Raw genomic sequence first — 18119 nt, 5'->3', positions numbered from 1 at the left:
TCTGGCTTTCTATCTCCTTAATAAAACCTTTATTTTTTGCTAACGCTTTACTTACAAACGGTACTTAAGCAGTGAATGTGGCTGTGACGGGTTAAGCGACTTGAGAGAGTTTAAAAGCGTGATCCTGATCACGGTTAGACCAGGTCACGCTTTATGCCGACCTGGTCGATATCCGTACTTCACTTAACTTAAATCCACATTGCGGGTGCCGCCCCACCAGGTAAAGGCGAACCCGCCAATCCACGCCACGATCAGCCCGGCGAGATACACCGCCATGCCGGCAAAAATGCCCTGCGATGAGGTCATTAGCGGCAATGTGACTAAACCTGAAGGGCCAAACACAGTGTTCATTCCCACTGGCAATCCCAGCCATGCCACCAGCCCGATAAAGAAACCGCCCAGCGCACCGCCAAAACAGGCGGTGATAAAGGGTTTCAGACGCGGCAGCGTGACGCCATAAATCAGCGGTTCGCCGACACCGAGCAAGCCCGGCACAATGGCGCCTTTGATCTGTTTACGCAGCAGTGAGTCTTTATCCGCTTTGCACCATAACGCCAGTGACGCGCCGACCTGCCCGGCACCGGCCATCGCCAGAATTGGGAAGAGCGAGTTAAAGCCCTGGGTTTCCATTAGCGCGAAATAGACCGGAATAAAGCCTTGATGAATGCCAAACATCACCGCGATCAAAAACAGTCCGGCCAGAATAGCGCAACCAAACGGATTGTTATTTAGATGAATGAACAACCACGACATGCCTTTAAATAATTCGCCGCCGATTGGCATAATCACCAGGAAAGTCACCGCGCCGGTAATTAATAACGTCAGCAACGATGTCAGGATCATATCGAGATTATCGGGAATGATTTTTCGCAGTTGTTTCTCAACCCAGGCACCAAATATTGCCGCCAGCAGCACGCCAATAATATTGCCGCGCGGATCGATCACCATGCCGAAGAAATCCTGCATCCCGCTGTAATAACCGACCTTCGCGTCAGGGATATAACCGAGCACAAACAGCGAGGCGATAATGGCCCCGTTGACGCCGGTACCGCCAAAGGCTTTCTGCGCGTTATAGCCAATCAAAATACTCAGGAAGGTGAACAACCCTTTGCCGAACACCTTCATGTACGCCACGGTATCCAGCAGCCAGCGTGCATGATCGCCAGGCTGATTAAGGTGGAAGATCTGCTCAATCAGCGTGGCGAAACCCAGCAGCAAGCCGGCACCGATAAAACCGGGGATCAGCGGCGTAAAGATGGTGGCGAAGCAGGAGAGAAAACGGTGCAATGCGCTGGTCTGCTTTGCCTTCATCTGCTGCTTTTGCGCGCTGGCGATGGCCTGCAGATCGCCCGGCGCCTGTTGATTAAGCAGTGCCTGCATTTTCTCTGCTGCAGTTTGCGCTTTACCGGGACCGAGCACGATCTGCAGCTGCGCATCGCTGTCGATCACGCCCAGCACGCCCGGCAGCGTTTTGAGTGTGGCGCTATCCACTCGCGCGGCATCGTTGAGTGTCAGACGCAGGCGCGTCATGCAGTTGCCGCACTGCACCACATTATTGGCGCCGCCCACCGCCAGCAAAATGTCGCGCACCAGATCTTCGGTAATGGCCGCCATTATTGCGCTCCTGCGTCACGCAAAGCGTTGCGAATGAAGCCCTGATTCTGACTCAGCAGCGATTTTGCTTCATCGGCCGTTAATTCCGCCAGCACCATGACAATCGCGGTTTTACAGTGCCCATTACACGCCGCCAGCGCCTGCTGCGCGGTAGCATCGTCACAGTCGGTGGCTTGTTTGACGATGTTCACCTGGCGCTGCACCAGCTTCTGGTTGGTGGCTTCCACATCGACCATCAGATTGCCGTAAACCTTGCCGCTGCGAATCATCGCGCCGGTGGTGAGCATATTCAGCACCAGTTTCTGCGCCGTGCCGGCTTTCATGCGCGAAGAACCGGTGACCACTTCCGGGCCCACCACCGGGGTCAACGCCACATCCGCGGCCTGCGACATTGGACTGTTGGGATTACAGGTTAACGCTGCGGTAAATGCGCCTTGCTGACGCGCGTACGCCAGCGCGCCCAGCACATAGGGCGTGCGGCCGCTGGCGGCAATCCCGACCAGCACATCGTTAGCGTTGAAATTGATATCACGCAGATCCTGCGCGCCCTGCTCCACGTTGTCTTCGGCGTTTTCTACCGCCTGCAGAATTGCGGTGTGGCCGCCAGCAATTAGCCCAACCACCTGGCTGCGCGGCGTGCCGAAGGTCGGCGGACATTCGCTGGCATCCAGAATCCCCAGACGACCCGACGTGCCTGCGCCGCAATAGATCAGGCGACCGCCTTTGCTGAAGGCGTGGGTGATGGCATCCACCACCTGCGCAATCTGCGGCACGATGGCTTCCACCGCCAGCGCCACTTTTTTGTCTTCATCATTGATCACCCGCAGCATCGCTTCGGTGGTCAGCTCATCAATGTTGTGGCTGGCGGGATTACGACCTTCGGTGATCATCTGGCTCAGATCGATCTGCATGAGACACTCCTGTGTAAGAATAATTTATTCGTAAAACTATATATCACACAGAATTGTTAATTCCTCTGCTGCGCGGGATTTTTTTGCTTTTTGCCGCAGCGGACATAAAAAAACCCGCCGAAGCGGGTTTCTGTGCGTAGCGGTCGCCATGAATGGCGAGGTTTTCGTAGGGTGCGCATTCATGCGCACCTGGAAGATTAGCTGGCGCTTTGCGTGCGCAGCTGTTGCTCGTAGGCGGCAGCTTGTTTGGTGTCGAACTGGTCTTCCCAGCGCGCAATCACCAGCACCGCCAGCGCGTTACCGATCACGTTCAGCGCGGTACGCGCCATGTCCATGATGCGATCGACACCAGCGATAAATGCCAGGCCTTCTAGCGGAATGCCCACGCTGCCCAGCGTTGCCAGCAGCACCACGAAGGAGACGCCCGGCACGCCAGCGATGCCTTTCGAGGTCACCATCAGCGTCAGCACCAGAATGATCTCGTCGGTCAGCGACAGATCGATGCCATACAGCTGGGCGATAAAGATCGCCGCGATGCTCTGATACAGCGTTGAACCGTCAAGGTTGAACGAGTAACCGGTCGGCACCACGAAACTGGTGATGGCTTTCGGCGCACCGTAGGCTTCCATCTTCTGCATAATGCGCGGCAGCACGGTTTCTGAGCTGGAGGTGGAATAGGCAAGAATCAGCTCGTCTTTCAGAATGCGCATCAGCGTGGTAATGCGCAGCTTACAGAAGCGCGCCACCGTGCCGAGCACCACGAAAGCAAAGAACAGAATCGCCACGTACACCAGCAGCACCAGCTTGGCGAGCGGATAGAGCGACGCAAAACCGAAGTTAGCAATGGTGACCGCAATCAGCGCAAACACGCCGACTGGCGCATAACGCATGATCATGTGCGTCACTTTAAACATGGTTTCGGAAATCGAACGGAATACCGTGACCAGCGGATCGCGATGTTCCGATGGCAGCGCCGACAGGCCCATACCAAACAGCACCGAGAAGAAGATAATCGGCAGCATGTCGCCCTTCACCAGCGAGGCGAAGATGTTCTGTGGGATCAGCGACAGAATGGTGGTGACCAGACCGTGCGGTGCACCCTGAACCGCTTCGGTGGTGGCTTCGTATTTAGAGATGTCCACCGTTGCCAGCGTTGACATATCAATGCCGCTGCCGGGTTGGAATACGTTGGCCAGCGTAATGCCGACCACAATGGCAAGGGTGGTGATCACTTCAAAATAGATAATGGTTTTAACACCAATACGTCCGAGCTTTTTCGCATCACCCACGCCGGCAATGCCGACAATCAGTGAGGAGATAACAATCGGTACCACAATCATCTTGATCAGATGAATAAAGATGTCACCCGCTGGCGTCAGAATGTTGGTGATTAACCATTCACGATCGTCGGGCTGATTATGCAGCACGGTTCCCACAATCACGCCCAGAATCAGCGCGACTAAAATCTGCCATGCAAGGGTGAACTTAAAACCTTTCATAACGCGTTATTTCCTCAGTTAAAAACCCCTTTGCTCTGCTGCGAAGGTGCAGGAGAAATGTCACACAGGGAAGTGAGCAAAAGCCCGATAAAATAGAGGGTTATTTATGACTACGTCGGTTACAGCTGTGCAGGCATTTTGCGCCTGCGGGGTGATGCAGTCTGAGTTGATACCTGCTGAACAGGGCCGAGATAAGTACCATTTTCACTACGGTAAATGCAACCCCCGGCGCGATAGCGCAAATCTTATTCAGGTTAGTAGCATAAAATGCTGACGAAGGTTAACGGCCATAACTCGCTGTTATGAAAAGTGTTAATTCGATAAGTTTCAGCATAGCTATGCAATATTGCGCAAAAAGCGGCCCGGCGCGTTTGCTGATTATTTGCACAACAGAGGCAGCGATCTTGTAGGCTTAAGGCAGAAGATCACGCTGCTGGCGCGCCGTTTTTGCCCGCCGTTCGCCGGGGATTTGGCAGTGATAAAAGGTCGTGATCCAGACTACAAAACAGAAACAAAGCCCTGTCGTAGTCTTCAATTAACCATTGATTGACATATGATTAACATCTTCAAGGAGGTCAGCCATGAGCCAAATACACAAGCATCCCGTACCCGCTGCCATTGCAGCGAATGCTCTCATTAATGCCGATCAGTATGCGGCGCTGTATCAACAATCGGTTGACGATCCCGACACCTTTTGGGGTGAGCAAGGCAAAATCCTCGACTGGATTAAGCCTTACAGCAAAGTGAAAAATACCTCCTTTGCCCCCGGCAATATTTCGATTCGCTGGTATGAAGATGGCGCACTGAACCTCGCCGCGAACTGCCTCGATCGCCATCTCGCCACGCGTGGCGACCATCCCGCCATCATCTGGGAAGGCGACGACGCCAGCGAAAGCAAAACCATTACCTTCCGCGAACTGCATGCGGACGTCTGCCGCTTTGCCAATGTGCTCGGCAGCCTGGGCGTAAAGAAAGGCGACGTGGTGGCGATCTACATGCCGATGGTGCCTGAAGCCGCCGTTGCGATGCTGGCCTGTGCGCGCATTGGCGCGGTGCACTCGGTGATTTTCGGTGGCTTCTCACCGGAAGCCGTCGCCGGGCGCGTGGTCGATTCCAACGCCAAACTGATCATTACCGCCGATGAAGGCGTACGCGCCGGACGCAGTATCCCCCTGAAGAAAAACGTTGATGATGCCCTGAACAATCCAAACGTCACCACGGTGAAAAATGTGGTGGTGTTTAAGCGCACCGGTAAAGATACTGGCTGGCGTGAAGGCCGCGATCTGTGGTGGCACGATTTAGTGGCGAAGGCCAGCGATCAGCATGAACCGGTCGCCGTTGATGCCGAACATCCGCTGTTTATCCTTTATACCTCCGGTTCCACCGGCAAGCCGAAAGGCGTGCTGCACACCACCGGCGGTTATCTGGTGTATGCCGCCAGCACCTTTAAGTATGTGTTTGATTATCATCCTGATGATGTTTACTGGTGTACCGCCGATGTCGGCTGGATCACCGGCCACAGCTATCTGATTTACGGTCCGCTGGCGTGCGGCGCGACCACGCTGATGTTTGAAGGCGTGCCGAACTGGCCAAAACCAAGCCGCATGGCGGAAGTGGTGGATAAACATAAGGTGACGCTGCTGTATACCGCGCCAACCGCGATTCGCGCGCTGATGGCCGAAGGCGATAAAGCGATTGAAGGCACCGATCGCAGTAGCCTACGCATCATGGGTTCGGTGGGTGAACCGATCAACCCGGAAGCCTGGGAGTGGTATTACAAGAAGATTGGCGACAGCCGTTGCCCGATCGTCGATACCTGGTGGCAAACCGAAACCGGCGGCTTCATGATCACGCCGCTGCCGGGCGCGACCGAACTGAAAGCCGGTTCCGCTACTAAACCGTTCTTCGGTGTGCAGCCAGCGCTGGTGGATAACGAAGGCAATCCGCTCGAGGGTGCCACCGAAGGAAACCTGGTGATTGTCGATTCCTGGCCAGGCCAGGCGCGTACGCTGTATGGCGATCACGATCGTTTCGAACAGACCTACTTCTCCACCTTCAAAAATCGCTACTTCAGCGGTGACGGCGCGCGCCGTGATGAAGAGGGTTATTACTGGATCACCGGCCGCGTCGATGACGTGCTGAACGTCTCCGGCCACCGTCTCGGCACCGCCGAGATTGAATCGGCGCTGGTGTCGCATCCGAAGATTGCCGAAGCGGCGGTGGTGGGCATTCCGCACAGCATCAAAGGCCAGGCAATCTATGCGTATATCACGCTTAACCACGGCGAAGAGCCGTCGCCAGAGCTGTATACCGAAGTGCGTAACTGGGTGCGTAAAGAGATTGGCCCAATTGCCACGCCGGATGTACTGCACTGGACTGACTCGCTGCCAAAAACCCGCTCCGGCAAGATTATGCGTCGCATTCTGCGCAAAATCGCTACGGGCGATACCAGCAATCTCGGCGATACCTCTACGCTGGCCGATCCGGGCGTGGTAGAGAAATTGCTGGAGGAGAAACAGTCCATCACCATGCCGTAACCGGCTTCTGTTGTAGGGGCGACCATTTGGCCGCCCTTATATGCCACGTATTTCTGAGTTCGCACAACTTATAAAACTAGAATATTCAGCCAGTTAAATCACTTTATCGTGAGATATCTGTCTGCCTTGCCTCTGGAGAAAATGTGATGAACGAAACCCCTGAACAGGAAGCAGTCTGGCAACAAGTCGAGAATAATCCGCGCTTTCATGAACTGGTGCACAAGCGCCAGGCGTTTGCGCTGCTGCTCAGCGTGATCATGCTGGTGCTCTATATCGGCTTTATTCTGCTGATCGCTTTTGCGCCCGCCTGGCTCGGTACGCCGCTGCACGCGGGCACTAACGTTACGCGCGGCATTCCGATTGGTGTCGGTTTGATCGTGATGTCATTCGTGCTGACCGGCGTCTACGTGTGGCGCGCCAACGGCGAGTTTGATCGTCTGACCAAACAGATCCTGAGCGAGGTGAAATCATGAAGCGCCTGCTTTCGGTATTTTTAGCCATCGTGCCCGCCAGCGTGTTTGCCGCCGATGCCATTACCGGCGCGGTGCAACGGCAAGCCACCAACTATGAAGCCATCATTATGTTCGTGGTGTTTGTCGCGGCGACGCTCGGCATCACCTATTGGGCCTCGAAACGCACCCGCTCGCGCAGCGATTACTACACCGCAGGCGGCAATATCACCGGTTTCCAGAATGGCCTCGCCATCGCCGGTGACTTTATGTCTGCCGCCTCTTTCCTCGGTATTTCTGCGCTGGTTTACACCTCGGGTTACGACGGGCTGATCTACTCGCTCGGCTTCCTCGTCGGCTGGCCGATGATCCTGTTTTTGATCGCCGAACGTCTGCGTAACCTTGGGCGCTACACCTTCGCCGATGTCGCCTCCTATCGCCTGGCGCAGAAACCGATTCGCACGCTGTCAGCCTGCGGCTCGCTGGTGGTGGTGGCGCTGTATCTGATCGCGCAGATGGTGGGTGCCGGTAAGCTGATCCAGCTGCTGTTCGGCCTTGATTACCATATCGCGGTAGTGATGGTCGGGATTCTGATGGTGCTGTACGTGCTGTTCGGCGGCATGCTGGCGACCACCTGGGTGCAGATCATCAAGGCGGTGCTGCTGCTGTTTGGTGCCAGCTTTATGGCGATTATGGTGATGAAAGCCACCGGCTTCAGCTTCAATACGCTGTTCACCGAAGCGATGGCGGTGCACCCAAAAGGCGCGGCGATTATGCAGCCGGGCGGTCTGGTGAAAGATCCCATCTCGGCGCTGTCATTGGGTCTCGGCTTGATGTTCGGTACCGCCGGTTTGCCGCATATTCTGATGCGCTTCTTCACCGTGGCCGATGCGCGTGAAGCACGTAAAAGCGTGTTCTGGGCCACCGGCTTTATGGGCTACTTCTACTTCCTGACCTTTATTATCGGCTTCGGCGCAATTTTGCTGGTGGGATCGAATCCAGCCTTTAAAGACGCCAGCGGCGCACTGCTCGGCGGCACCAACATGGCAGCGGTGCATCTGGCGAACGCGGTTGGCGGCAGCCTGTTCCTCGGCTTTATCTCGGCCGTGGCCTTCGCCACCATTCTGGCGGTGGTGGCAGGTCTGACGCTGGCGGGGGCTTCGGCAGTTTCACACGATCTCTATGCCAGCGTGATCCGTGAAGGCAAAGCGACGGAACGCGATGAACTGCGCATCTCGAAGATCACCGTGCTGGTGTTAGGTGTGGTGGCGATTGCGCTGGGGATTCTGTTTGAGAAACAGAACATTGCCTTTATGGTCGGTTTGGCGTTCTCGATTGCTGCCAGCTGTAACTTCCCGATTATTCTGCTGTCGATGTACTGGTCAAAACTGACCACGCGCGGCGCGATGGTGGGCGGTTGGCTGGGACTCGTTACTGCGGTACTGCTGATGATCCTTGGCCCAACGATTTGGGTGCAGGTGTTGGGGCATGAGAAACCGATCTATCCGTATGAGTATCCGGCGCTGTTCTCAATGCTGGCGGCATTTATCGGTATCTGGCTGTTCTCAATTACCGACCATTCTGCACGCGGTGCCCAGGAACGTGCCCGCTTCCGTGGGCAGTTTATTCGCTCACAGACGGGGATTGGGATTTCGCAGGGGAAATCGCATTAAGTCCGTGCTGGCTTTCCCTCACCCTAACCCTCTCCCATAAATGGGAGAGGGAACCGATCGAGCTCGTTTTTCTCCTTCTCCCATTAATGGGAGAAGGTCGGGATGAGGGGCAAGCCGCACTTTAATCAGACAATTAGAAACGCAGTGATGCGCCAACATACGGGCCATCGACCAGTACGTTATCTTTGCGGCTGCCTTTGTTGTTCAGCTCAATATACTGATAACCCACACGCAGGTTCAGCAGCGAAATCGGCGTGAAGCTCAGGCCGCCTGAGGCTTCCTGGTAGCTATCCAGACGATCGGAGAACGCTTCCGGCGCATAGTAATATTCGCCGTACAGGCCCCACATGCTGTTGAAGCTATATTGCGCTGCGCCACCGACTGCCACGGTGAAGCCATCACGACCATCTTCCGGATGGGTGAACAGCGCTTTCGCAGTAGGCGCAATGCGGAAATCACCCACGTCGATGTTATAGCCGAGGCCCGCACCGTAGGTGCTGCCATCGTGATCGCTGCGCAGCCAGTTGCCTTTCAGGAACAGGCCCGGTGAAGTGGTGCCGAGGCCAAGGTTCAGGTTGGTGCTATGCTCACCCACGTCAACACTGCCCTCAATTGCCTGTGCGCCGCTGCTCAGCAGTGCCAGACCCAAAACGCTTCCAGTAACAAGTTGCTTTAACATGTGATTCCACTCCATGAAGGACAATTAATTCGGCGGCAAGGGTACCAGCCTGGCGACGAGAGACAACATTATTTGGAAAGCTTTACGTAAAAATGGATTACGGCGGGGAAAAAAGTGGCCCTAAAAGGCCACTTTTCAGATTAGAAGCGCCAGGCTGCGCCGATAAAAAGACCATCAATCGCACGATGGGTTTTATATTCGTGCAAGCCACTGCCGAGATAGCGGTAACCGGAACTCAGCGTTAACCAGTGGGCCGGTTGGTAGTAAACTCCGGCCTCAAACTGATGCAGATGATCGAGCTTATAGGTGCTGAAGTTAGGCGCCATGCTGAAATCGAGGTAGAGCCAGGTATGGCGCGCTTGTGGCAGTGGAGCCATCGCGCGTATACCCGCATTCACGCCGTAGCTGGACGTTTTATCATGGTTCAATTCAGCCCAGAACAAACCGATGCGCGGCACAATGCGCATTGCGCCTACAGCCACGCCGTAACCCAGATTGGCGTCCAGCAATTCTGACTGATGTTTGGCATTCACGTATTCCACGCCATATTGCAGGCCTGGCGCGGTTTTTTGGCTGTTGATGGCGGCCGCAAAGAAATCACTGCCCCCCTTTACGCCGATTTCCTGAGCAGTTACCCCAGCGGAGGCCAACAGGAGCCCCATTGCAAAATACTGACTTTTCATTTTTCGCTTCCTTATCGTTTAAGCGGGCAAACAATAAGCAAAGCGATCGGGCTGCTGTATGAGCAATGACTCAAAACCAGCGGATTACGATACCCACAGTAAGTGGCTTAACAGCGGCGCGAGAATGACGGTGACGACGCCAGACAGCATCATCACCAGGCTCGACACCACGCCTTCCTGCTGGCCGAGTTGATACGCGCGCGCGGTGCCTGCGCCATGTGATGCAGCACCAAAACCGGCGCCTTTAGCCACGCCCTGCTTGATGGCGAGACGCAGAAACAGCACGTCGCCCACCGCCATACCAAACACACCGGTGATCACCACAAACAGCGCCACCAGATCCGGCTGGCCGCCAATCGGCTGCGCGGCTGCCAGCGCAAACGGCGTGGTGATTGAGCGTACCGCCAGGCTGCGCTGAATGGTTTCCGGTAACGTCAGCCAGCGCGCCAGCCACACCGAACTGCATACCGCCACCAGCGTGGCCGTCAGCACGCCCACGCTCAGCGACAGCCAGTGACGCTTGATGATCTCAAGATTCTCATACACCGGCACGGCAAATGCCAGCGTCGCCGGGCCAAGCAGCCAAATCAGCCAGTGGCTTTCAGCGATGTAATTTTTCCAGCTGACGTGAGTGAGCAGCAACAGCGCCACCAGCACCAGCGGCGTCAATACCAGCGGCATCAACAGCAGCGTGCGCCAGCGGCGATAAAGAATTTTGTTGAGGTAGTAGACCAGCAGCGTGAACGCCAGACACAGCAGACTAATCAGCAGATCATTCATGATGCGCCTGCTTGCGTGCGGCGCGCGCCAGTTCGAAGCGATATAAACGATCAACCACCAGTGACGTCGAAGCCAGCACCAGCAAGGTACTGACGCCGATCACCACGCAGATGCGCCAGCCTTCACTGCGCAGCAAATCGCTGTAGTTCACTACCGCCACCACCGCTGGAATAAAGAACAGCAGCATTTCTGCCAGCAGCCAGTTGGCGCCAGCTTTTACCCAGCGCAGCGGCACGATGCGCGTCATGATCAACACCAGCAGCAGCACCATGCCCACCACGTTGGCGGGCAGCGGCAGATGCAGCCAGCTCACCAGCCTGTCGCTGAAAATAAACAAACCGACATACAGCACCAGCTGCAGCGGAACAAACGTACGTTGCAGGAGATCCGTTCTGCGCGGACTTAATGCCATCATTGCTTGTTACCTGGATGAAGAATTGAGGTGACCAGTATAAATCCGCGGCAAACTGTGAAAGAAATGAATTAAAATTATTCAAACTATGCCAAAAAGGAATGTTTATGGATGTGCGCGCCCTGCGCTACTTCACTGAAGTGGTGCGCCAGCAAAGCTTCACCCGCGCCGCTGAGAAGCTTTTCGTGACGCAGCCGACCATCAGCAAAATGCTGCGTCAGCTGGAAGAGGAGCTCGGCTGCACCTTACTGCTGCGCGAGGGCCGCAAACTGCATCTAACGGATAGCGGTCAGGCGGTTTACCAGCGCGGACTGGTGATTCTGCAAGAGTTCCACCAGCTTGAAGCGCAGTTGGGCGATATCAACCAGCTGAAAACTGGCGAGCTGCGGCTGGGTATTCCGCCGATGGTCGGCATGCAGATGGCCGGATCGATCTCCGCCTTTCGCCGCCGTTATCCCGGCGTACAGCTGAAAATATCCGAGTTCGGCGGACTGACGGCGCAGCAAGCGGTGCTGAGTGGCGCGCTGGATATCGCTCTCACCGCGCTGCCGATCGAATCCGAACTGCCGCTCAATACGCTGGAGTTGATGCACCATCCGCTGTGCGTGCTGCTGCCGCGCAGTGAACAATGGCGCGATCACCGTAAAGTCGGTTTGGCAGAGTTAGCCGAACATCCGCTGCTGATCCTCAATGAAGAGTTCGCCTTGAATCGCCAGATTCGTAAAGCGTTTCAACGCCAGAACCTGACGCCAACTATTGCGCTGCGCAGCGCGCAGTGGGATTTTCTCGCCGCGATGGTGCAGGCGGGCATGGGACTGGCGATTCTGCCGGAGCCCATTTGTCAGCGGCTGGATAAGCAGTCGCTGCTGTGGCTGCCACTGGAATCGGAGCTGCAGTGGAGTTTGGGGTTGATTTGGCGGGAAGGCAGTTATCTGTCGCGCAGCGCCGAGGCGTGGATTGAATGTTGCCGTGAACACTGGCCGGATAGTGCGCCGCGGCTGTCGGTGTAAAAACAACTGTAGCGCATTAATGTAGCGGCGCAATTTATTGCGCAATGAATTGCGCCGCTACCGATGAACAATATAGCTTGCCTCTATTCCTCTTTCTCAATCAGCAACGCTTCCAGCAGATCAAGATCGTGCAGCAGTTTCTGCATTGTCTCGTTGGAGATCTCCTGCGTGGCGCGCAGATGATAGACCTCGGCGCGCTCGGCGCGCAGCGCATTGAGGCGGAAACGACGCTCAAGATTTTCGGCAAATTGCGCCTGCTCGATATCGTTTTTCCCCTCCGCACGACGACGCAGGTTACCAATCACGCGCAGGCTGACCTCTTTCAGCAGCTCAGGATCGATGTTCTCTTCGGTGTCGCTCTCAAGACGCTGCTCCATTTTATGCAGGCTCTCAATCGCCACACCCGCCATCGCGGCACGCGCAAACTGAATTTCACGTCGATGCCCGACCTTATCGATGCTTTCTACGTCGCGCAGCAGAATCGGCAGCAGCACCACGCCAACCAGCAGCGACACCAGAATCACGCCGGTAGCGATGAACACCAACTCATAGCGCGCCGGGAACGGATCGCCGTTGCTCAGGAATAGCGGAATTGACAGCACACCGGCCAAGGTAATGGCGCCGCGCACGCCGGCAAAAGAGGCAATCAGCAATTCACGCAGCGAGTAATTGGTAAACTCCAGCGGCTTCTTCTTCAGCAGACGCATGCTGGTGCGCTTCATGATCCACAACCACCCGAAACGCACCACCATCAGCGCGGCGTACACCAACAGAACGTCGGTAAACAGCATCCACAGTTCCACGTTAGGATCGGCTTGCGCCTGCGCAATCGAGGTGGAAAGAATGTCGGGCAGCTGCAGGCCGAGCATCAGGAACACCATGCCGTTGAACACGAACTCCAGCATCTGCCACACGCTGTTCGCGCGCAGACGCATCGCCAGCGGTGCCTGGCGAATAATGCCGGAACGCGTAATGGTCATACCGGCGGCGACGGCGGCGAGAATGCCCGACACGCCAAGGTGTTCCGCAATCAGGTACGAGGCGAACGGTAACAGCAGCAGCAGCACGGTTTGTGTTGCCGGGTCATCCCCGCTCCAGCGGCTCAGCAGACGCAGCGAGCGGCCATACAGCCAGCATATCGCCACACCAGCGACCAAACCGCCGACCGCCACTTTGAGAAACTCAACGCTGGCGCCGCCCCACGTAAACACCATGGTGCCCATCGCCACCGCGACGGCAAACTTCAGCGATACCAGACCCGACGCGTCGTTCATCAGGGCTTCGCCCTGCACAATCGACATAATTTTTTTCGGGATGCGTCCTTCACCGACAATGCCGGACAGCGCCACGGCATCGGTTGGCGAAAGCACCGCCGCCAGCGCGAAGGCGGGAATCAGCGGAATCCCTGGCACCAGCCAGTAGATCAGGTAGCCAATCCCGACCACCGTGATCAGCACCAGAACCAGCGCCAGCCCCATGATTTCGCGACCGTGATGCAGGAACTCGTTTATCGGCGTTTTCCAGCCATCCGCAAACAGCAGCGGCGGAATGAACAGCACGAGGAACAGTTCCGGATCAAAATCGACATGCAGGCCGAAGACGGGAAATGCAAGCAGTGCACCGGCGGCAATTTGCACCAGCGGCAGGGGAATTTGAAACGGCAGAATACGTGCCGCCACGCTGGAGAGTGAAACCACCAGCGTCATGATGAGAATAGTAAAGAAGATTTCCATGCTTTCCTTAGGCGAATCAATTTCATTAAAGCGATGTTGTTGCGTGGGAAAGTGTAAAACAAAACGCCGCACAGCGGAGCAACCCGATGTGCGGCGTGATGCAGAAAGCGAATAATCCTGGAATTATTCAACTTTCAGGTCAGATGGCCCAGCCACCGGCATAGAACGCGACCAGCGCGACAGCAATCACCACGGTGCCCACGTTCAGCTTGCGCCACTCACCGGCAAACAGGCGTCCAATCACCAGTGAAGCGAAGCCGAGCATGATACCGGTGACGATGTTGCAGGTCAGCACGATGAACACGGCGGTCAGCAAGCCGGACATCGCATCAACGAAATCGTTGAAGTCGATTTTTGCCACGTTACTCAGCATCAGCAAGCCAACGTACATCAGCGCCGGCGCGGTCGCGTAAGCCGGAACCAGATAGGCCAGCGGCGACATAAACAGGATCACCAGGAACAGCAAACCCACCACAATCGCCGTCAGACCGGTTTTACCACCCGCCGCCGTGCCCGCCGCCGATTCGATATAGACCGCAGCTGGCGAAGCGCCGACCAAGCCGGCGAACAGGCTGCTGACGGAATCGGTGGTTAACGCACGACCGCCGTTGATGATCTGCCCCTCTTTATCCAGCAGATTCGCCTGCCCCGCGACCGCGCGGATGGTACCGGTGGCATCAAAGACGGCGGTCATCACCAGCGCCAGCACGCTTGGCAACACCACCGGTTGCAGCGCACCCATGATATCGAGGCTAAACATCGCTGATTGCCCGTTAGCATCCTTCAGGCTCGGCATGGCAAACAGACCTTGATAGGTCACCGCCGGATCGAAAATCAGGCCAAGAATCGAGATGGCGATGATGGTCAGCAGAATGCCGCCCGGCACGCGGCGTTTTTCCAGACCAAAAATCGCCGCCAGTCCCACCAGCGACATGATCACCGGGAACGAAGCGAATTGACCCAACGCCACCGGCAAGCCAGGAGCCGGATTTTTCACCACTAAACCAATGCCGTCAGCGGCGATCAGCAGCAGGAACAAGCCGATACCTACGCCGGTGCCATGCGCCACGCCCATCGGTAAATTGCGCAGAATCCATGCGCGGATGCCGGTAACCGAAATCAGCGTGAACAGCAAGCCCATCAGGAACACCGCACCAAGCGCCACCGGCACGCTAATGTGCTGGCCGAGCACCAGGCTGAACGCGGTGAAGGCGGTCAGCGAGATGGCGCAACCAATCGCCATCGGCAGATTGGCCCACAAACCCATGATGATCGATCCAAAACTGGCGACCAGACAGGTAGCGACGAACACCGCCGTTGGCGAGAAGCCCGCTTTGCCCAGCATGCCGGGCACCACGATGACGGAGTACACCATCGCCAGAAACGTTGTCAGACCCGCCAATACTTCCTGACGCACGCTGCTGCCGCGTGCAGAGATATTGAACCAGGCGTCCAGTTTTCCACTGGCCGGGCGCGATTCGCCAGACATAATTCTTCCTCAATTTTTTTGTGATGTGAGTCGCCGCGCGGCGCACGTTTGCCGTTCCCTGATGGCGGTTTTTCATGATGAAAATCCAGGCAAACGTTTACGTCGCCGCGTATTCCAGGCCGTAAAGGGGGACGCGGAAAAAAGGCAAACGATTATCTGGCGTTTGCCCTGGGGTTTTCAACTCTTAATCACGGGCATGACAGGATAAATCCAGGCGATTGTTCGCCTTTAGGCGTGTCGCAATGGCATGCACAATTTGTAGCGGCGCGATTTATCGCGCACATAAATGGCGGCTCCGTGCCCGTCCATATATTGCGCAATAAATTGCGCCGCTACGATGCGTACGAGATTCGATAAATCAATTGCTTAATTCAATCGCGCCGCCCTGCTGAATCGCCCGCTGCCAGGCCGCGCGCTGCTGCATGGTTTCCAGCCAGCGGGCGGTGGCGGGCGTATCGCGCAGGGAACCACGCAGTTGCAGCGCCAGCAGCGGGAAGCTCATCTGCACATCGGCGATGCTAAAACGTGAACCGGCAAAAAACGCATGCTGCGTGAGATGCTCTTCAATTACCCGACCATGTAAAGCCAGCTGTTTATTCAGCCAGGCTTTCTGAATCCCTTTGCTCAGGGCGATGCCGGCCGGACGCAGCAGCCACGGCACCGGCTTTTTGCCAAACTGCGCAAACACCAGTTTCATTACCAGCAATGGCATCAGCGAACCTTCAGCGTAATGCAGCCAGTAACGCGCCTGAATCTGCTCATCTTCATGACTCAACGTCAGCTGATGCTCGCTGTCGTACTTCAGTTGCAGGTATTCGAGAATTGCGCCTGACTCGGCAATCACGCGATTGCCGTCGGTAATCACCGGGGATTTGCCCAGCGGATGCACTTTCTTTAAGGAATCGGGTGCCAGCAGGCTGTTTTCACGCTGATAGCGTTTGATTTGGTAAGGCACCGCAAGCTCTTCCAGAAGCCATAACACGCGATGCGAGCGGGAATTTTCCAGATGGTGAACGGTGATCATACGGTTTCCTTGCCGGTAAAAGTGTTCCGCCAAGTATAGTCGATCAGCGTTTTTGCTCGTCCTGTTCCGGATCGAGTAACACCGCGCCCGAACCTTGCTCGCCCAACCGGTCACCGGGATTACGCAGCGGGCAATCGCGCATCGATAAACAGCCGCAGCCAATGCAGCCATCAAGATCGTTACGCAAGCGCGTGAGGGTTTCGATGCGTTTATCCAGCTCCTCGCGCCAGTGCTGCGTCAGCGCGTCCCACTCTTGTGTCGACATCCGTTTATTAGCCGGCACATGCGTCAGGCTGTCGCTCACCGTCGCCAGCGGAATGCCAATGCGTTGTGCAATTTTGATGATGGCAACGCGACGCAGCACGTCACGGCTGTAGCGACGTTGGTTGCCGCCGTTGCGCGAGCTACAGATCAATCCTTTGGTCTCATAGAAGTGCAGTGCCGACACCGCCACGCCGCTGCGCTTCGCCACTTCGCCCGGCGTCAAAACCGGCTTCGGGTAATTGCGTTCTTTTTTCATTTAGGGCCTTTACCTCAAGTTAACTTGAGGAATTATACTCGCACCCCAGCAAAACTTCGAATTTCTTACCAGGCAAAAAACATCAGAAGGATGAGGCTATGATGCAACAGGAAATCATTCATTCGCTGTCCAACTGGATCGATCAGAATCTGGATAAAGCGCTGTCAATTGATGAAGTCGCGGCAAAATCAGGTTACTCAAAATGGCATCTGCAGCGTATGTTCCGTGCCGTCACGAAACAAACGCTGGGTGGCTATATTCGCGAACGTCGTCTGACGCTGGCCGCTGAAGCGCTGCGTCAAACCCAGCGTCCGGTGTTCGATATCGCGATGCAATACGGTTACGATTCGCAGCAGACGTTCTCGCGCGTGTTCCGCCGTCAGTTCTCGCAAACGCCAACCGCTTATCGTCATACCATGCGTCGCCAGGCGATGATTCAGCGTCCGCGCTTGCTCAGTTTTGACTGTGCAGACAATAACATGACCAGTTTTGCCCAGCGTACCACCGGCGAATGTTGCCCGGTTAGCTAACCCTTTCTGCGCGCCCCTTGCGGGCGCACCTCGCTCTTCCTGCCTGTTTTTTCCTCAGTTCGATAAAAATCTTTCTACCTGACCCGGTATAAATTTTGTTCAAAATTTAAAATCGAGTGATATAATGTGAGCCAAGTCACACTTTTCTGTCTTCAGTTAGACGGCCAGAAGGACTTCCCTGACCTTCCTTCTTAGCCGCCAGTGATGTCGATTGAATGTCGGGGATATCACTGATTCTAAGAGGTTTTTGCAGATGGCCACCCTAACCACCAGTTTGATTGTAATGCGCTGGGAACTCCTGAGTGCGGTAATGATGTTTTTCGCCAGCACCATGAAAATTCGACTGCGTCAGAACAGTCACCACGTGATGGCGCTGCTGTGCGGTGGCATCGGCGTTGGCATGTCATGCTGGTTCGTTACTGGCCTGCTCGGTATCACGCTGAGCATGGAGAATTTGCATAACTTTATGGAAATCTCCAAAAACGCCTTTATCGAAGTGATGAGCCAGACGCCAACCGATTGGCCAATGCCTTAATCGCAGCCAATAAAAAACCCCGCCGAAGCGGGGTTTTTTAT

17 protein-coding genes are annotated in these 18119 nt (G+C 55.8%); 6 read left to right on the top strand and 11 right to left on the bottom strand.

Annotated elements, in window-relative coordinates:
• Positions 1 to 183: 183 nt before the first annotated feature.
• From murP to gltP, 3 genes are all read right to left on the bottom strand, one after another.
• On the bottom strand, positions 184 to 1614 hold the full coding sequence (gene murP, locus DEU53_RS20120; RefSeq protein WP_110868168.1) for a PTS N-acetylmuramic acid transporter subunit IIBC: 1431 nt from the start codon (positions 1612 to 1614) through the stop codon (positions 184 to 186).
• The gene (gene murQ, locus DEU53_RS20115) at positions 1614 to 2525 is read right to left on the bottom strand and encodes an N-acetylmuramic acid 6-phosphate etherase (protein ID WP_110868167.1); all 912 of its coding nucleotides are present in this window, start codon (positions 2523 to 2525) and stop codon (positions 1614 to 1616) included. Before murQ ends, murP begins: the two co-directional genes overlap by 1 nt.
• A 197-nt stretch (positions 2526 to 2722) precedes the next feature.
• Positions 2723 to 4024, bottom strand: a complete 1302-nt coding sequence (gltP, locus tag DEU53_RS20110; protein WP_007888562.1) for a glutamate/aspartate:proton symporter GltP — start codon at positions 4022 to 4024, stop codon at positions 2723 to 2725.
• Positions 4025 to 4605: 581 nt separating this feature from the next.
• On the opposite strand from gltP, the gene acs reads away from it, so the two are divergent.
• The 3 genes from acs to actP all read left to right on the top strand — a co-directional run bounded on the left by acs (position 4606) and on the right by actP (position 8683).
• Entirely contained in the window at positions 4606 to 6561 is a 1956-nt protein-coding gene (gene acs, locus DEU53_RS20105) for an acetate--CoA ligase (protein WP_110868166.1), read from the top strand.
• Between the two features lie 146 nt (positions 6562 to 6707).
• Positions 6708 to 7034: a DUF485 domain-containing protein gene (locus DEU53_RS20100; RefSeq protein WP_008109989.1), complete on the top strand. Its 327-nt coding sequence runs from the start codon at positions 6708 to 6710 to the stop codon at positions 7032 to 7034.
• Positions 7031 to 8683 carry a cation/acetate symporter ActP gene (actP, locus tag DEU53_RS20095; protein WP_110868165.1) on the top strand — a complete coding sequence of 551 codons (1653 nt, stop codon included), beginning with the start codon at positions 7031 to 7033 and terminating at the stop codon, positions 8681 to 8683. The genes DEU53_RS20100 and actP overlap by 4 nt, the downstream gene beginning before the upstream one ends.
• Before the next feature lie 133 nt (positions 8684 to 8816).
• On the opposite strand, the gene DEU53_RS20090 is transcribed toward actP, so the two are convergent.
• The 4 genes from DEU53_RS20090 to DEU53_RS20075 form a co-directional block, all read right to left on the bottom strand.
• Entirely contained in the window at positions 8817 to 9362 is a 546-nt protein-coding gene (locus DEU53_RS20090) for a YfaZ family outer membrane protein (protein ID WP_008109987.1), read from the bottom strand.
• Positions 9363 to 9502: 140 nt separating this feature from the next.
• A complete protein-coding gene (locus DEU53_RS20085; RefSeq protein ID WP_110868164.1) occupies positions 9503 to 10045 on the bottom strand; it encodes a YfaZ family outer membrane protein in 543 nt (180 codons plus the stop codon).
• Positions 10046 to 10129: 84 nt separating this feature from the next.
• The gene (locus tag DEU53_RS20080; RefSeq protein WP_101763044.1) at positions 10130 to 10825 is read right to left on the bottom strand and encodes an LrgB family protein; all 696 of its coding nucleotides are present in this window, start codon (positions 10823 to 10825) and stop codon (positions 10130 to 10132) included.
• Complete coding sequence (locus DEU53_RS20075) at positions 10818 to 11240, bottom strand: CidA/LrgA family protein (RefSeq protein WP_008109984.1); 423 nt, start codon at positions 11238 to 11240, stop codon at positions 10818 to 10820. Before DEU53_RS20075 ends, DEU53_RS20080 begins: the two co-directional genes overlap by 8 nt.
• 104 nt (positions 11241 to 11344) lie before the next feature.
• Here DEU53_RS20075 and DEU53_RS20070 point away from each other — a divergent pair, with 104 nt between their 5' ends.
• Positions 11345 to 12247 carry a LysR family transcriptional regulator gene (locus DEU53_RS20070; RefSeq protein WP_110868163.1) on the top strand — a complete coding sequence of 301 codons (903 nt, stop codon included), beginning with the start codon at positions 11345 to 11347 and terminating at the stop codon, positions 12245 to 12247.
• An 83-nt stretch (positions 12248 to 12330) separates the two neighbouring features.
• Here the strand turns inward: DEU53_RS20070 and DEU53_RS20065 are convergent, their stop codons facing one another.
• The 4 genes from DEU53_RS20065 to soxR all read right to left on the bottom strand — a co-directional run bounded on the left by DEU53_RS20065 (position 12331) and on the right by soxR (position 17013).
• A complete protein-coding gene (locus DEU53_RS20065) occupies positions 12331 to 13980 on the bottom strand; it encodes a Na+/H+ antiporter (RefSeq protein WP_101763047.1) in 1650 nt (549 codons plus the stop codon).
• A gap of 139 nt (positions 13981 to 14119) precedes the next feature.
• Positions 14120 to 15469, bottom strand: coding sequence for an NCS2 family permease (locus tag DEU53_RS20060; protein WP_101763048.1), 1350 nt, complete (start codon positions 15467 to 15469; stop codon positions 14120 to 14122).
• A gap of 358 nt (positions 15470 to 15827) precedes the next feature.
• On the bottom strand, positions 15828 to 16493 hold the full coding sequence (locus tag DEU53_RS20055) for a glutathione S-transferase family protein (protein WP_110868162.1): 666 nt from the start codon (positions 16491 to 16493) through the stop codon (positions 15828 to 15830).
• 43 nt (positions 16494 to 16536) lie between these two features.
• Positions 16537 to 17013, bottom strand: coding sequence for a redox-sensitive transcriptional activator SoxR (gene soxR, locus DEU53_RS20050; protein ID WP_101763050.1), 477 nt, complete (start codon positions 17011 to 17013; stop codon positions 16537 to 16539).
• A 98-nt stretch (positions 17014 to 17111) separates the two neighbouring features.
• On the opposite strand from soxR, the gene soxS reads away from it, so the two are divergent.
• Positions 17112 to 17543, top strand: a complete 432-nt coding sequence (soxS, locus tag DEU53_RS20045) for a superoxide response transcriptional regulator SoxS (protein ID WP_036649992.1) — start codon at positions 17112 to 17114, stop codon at positions 17541 to 17543.
• Positions 17544 to 17796: 253 nt separating this feature from the next.
• Positions 17797 to 18078, top strand: a complete 282-nt coding sequence (locus DEU53_RS20040; RefSeq protein ID WP_008109973.1) for a YjcB family protein — start codon at positions 17797 to 17799, stop codon at positions 18076 to 18078.
• Positions 18079 to 18119 lie beyond the last annotated feature (41 nt).

The organism is Pantoea sp. AG1095 (assembly GCF_003208415.1).
GTDB classification, from domain to species: Bacteria; Pseudomonadota; Gammaproteobacteria; order Enterobacterales; family Enterobacteriaceae; genus Pantoea; species Pantoea leporis.
This window is presented reverse-complemented; position numbering and strand designations above follow the sequence as displayed.

What these genes read in the sequence shown, in the direction of transcription:
- murP (WP_110868168.1), bottom strand. Translation starts at nt 1,614, where the DNA reads ATGGCGGCCATTACCGAAGATCTGGTGCGCGACATTTTGCTGGCGGTG.
- murQ (WP_110868167.1), bottom strand. Translation starts at nt 2,525, where the DNA reads ATGCAGATCGATCTGAGCCAGATGATCACCGAAGGTCGTAATCCCGCC.
- gltP (WP_007888562.1), bottom strand. Translation starts at nt 4,024, where the DNA reads ATGAAAGGTTTTAAGTTCACCCTTGCATGGCAGATTTTAGTCGCGCTG.
- acs (WP_110868166.1), top strand. Translation starts at nt 4,606, where the DNA reads ATGAGCCAAATACACAAGCATCCCGTACCCGCTGCCATTGCAGCGAAT.
- DEU53_RS20100 (WP_008109989.1), top strand. Translation starts at nt 6,708, where the DNA reads ATGAACGAAACCCCTGAACAGGAAGCAGTCTGGCAACAAGTCGAGAAT.
- actP (WP_110868165.1), top strand. Translation starts at nt 7,031, where the DNA reads ATGAAGCGCCTGCTTTCGGTATTTTTAGCCATCGTGCCCGCCAGCGTG.
- DEU53_RS20090 (WP_008109987.1), bottom strand. Translation starts at nt 9,362, where the DNA reads ATGTTAAAGCAACTTGTTACTGGAAGCGTTTTGGGTCTGGCACTGCTG.
- DEU53_RS20085 (WP_110868164.1), bottom strand. Translation starts at nt 10,045, where the DNA reads ATGAAAAGTCAGTATTTTGCAATGGGGCTCCTGTTGGCCTCCGCTGGG.
- DEU53_RS20080 (WP_101763044.1), bottom strand. Translation starts at nt 10,825, where the DNA reads ATGAATGATCTGCTGATTAGTCTGCTGTGTCTGGCGTTCACGCTGCTG.
- DEU53_RS20075 (WP_008109984.1), bottom strand. Translation starts at nt 11,240, where the DNA reads ATGATGGCATTAAGTCCGCGCAGAACGGATCTCCTGCAACGTACGTTT.
- DEU53_RS20070 (WP_110868163.1), top strand. Translation starts at nt 11,345, where the DNA reads ATGGATGTGCGCGCCCTGCGCTACTTCACTGAAGTGGTGCGCCAGCAA.
- DEU53_RS20065 (WP_101763047.1), bottom strand. Translation starts at nt 13,980, where the DNA reads ATGGAAATCTTCTTTACTATTCTCATCATGACGCTGGTGGTTTCACTC.
- DEU53_RS20060 (WP_101763048.1), bottom strand. Translation starts at nt 15,469, where the DNA reads ATGTCTGGCGAATCGCGCCCGGCCAGTGGAAAACTGGACGCCTGGTTC.
- DEU53_RS20055 (WP_110868162.1), bottom strand. Translation starts at nt 16,493, where the DNA reads ATGATCACCGTTCACCATCTGGAAAATTCCCGCTCGCATCGCGTGTTA.
- soxR (WP_101763050.1), bottom strand. Translation starts at nt 17,013, where the DNA reads ATGAAAAAAGAACGCAATTACCCGAAGCCGGTTTTGACGCCGGGCGAA.
- soxS (WP_036649992.1), top strand. Translation starts at nt 17,112, where the DNA reads ATGATGCAACAGGAAATCATTCATTCGCTGTCCAACTGGATCGATCAG.
- DEU53_RS20040 (WP_008109973.1), top strand. Translation starts at nt 17,797, where the DNA reads ATGGCCACCCTAACCACCAGTTTGATTGTAATGCGCTGGGAACTCCTG.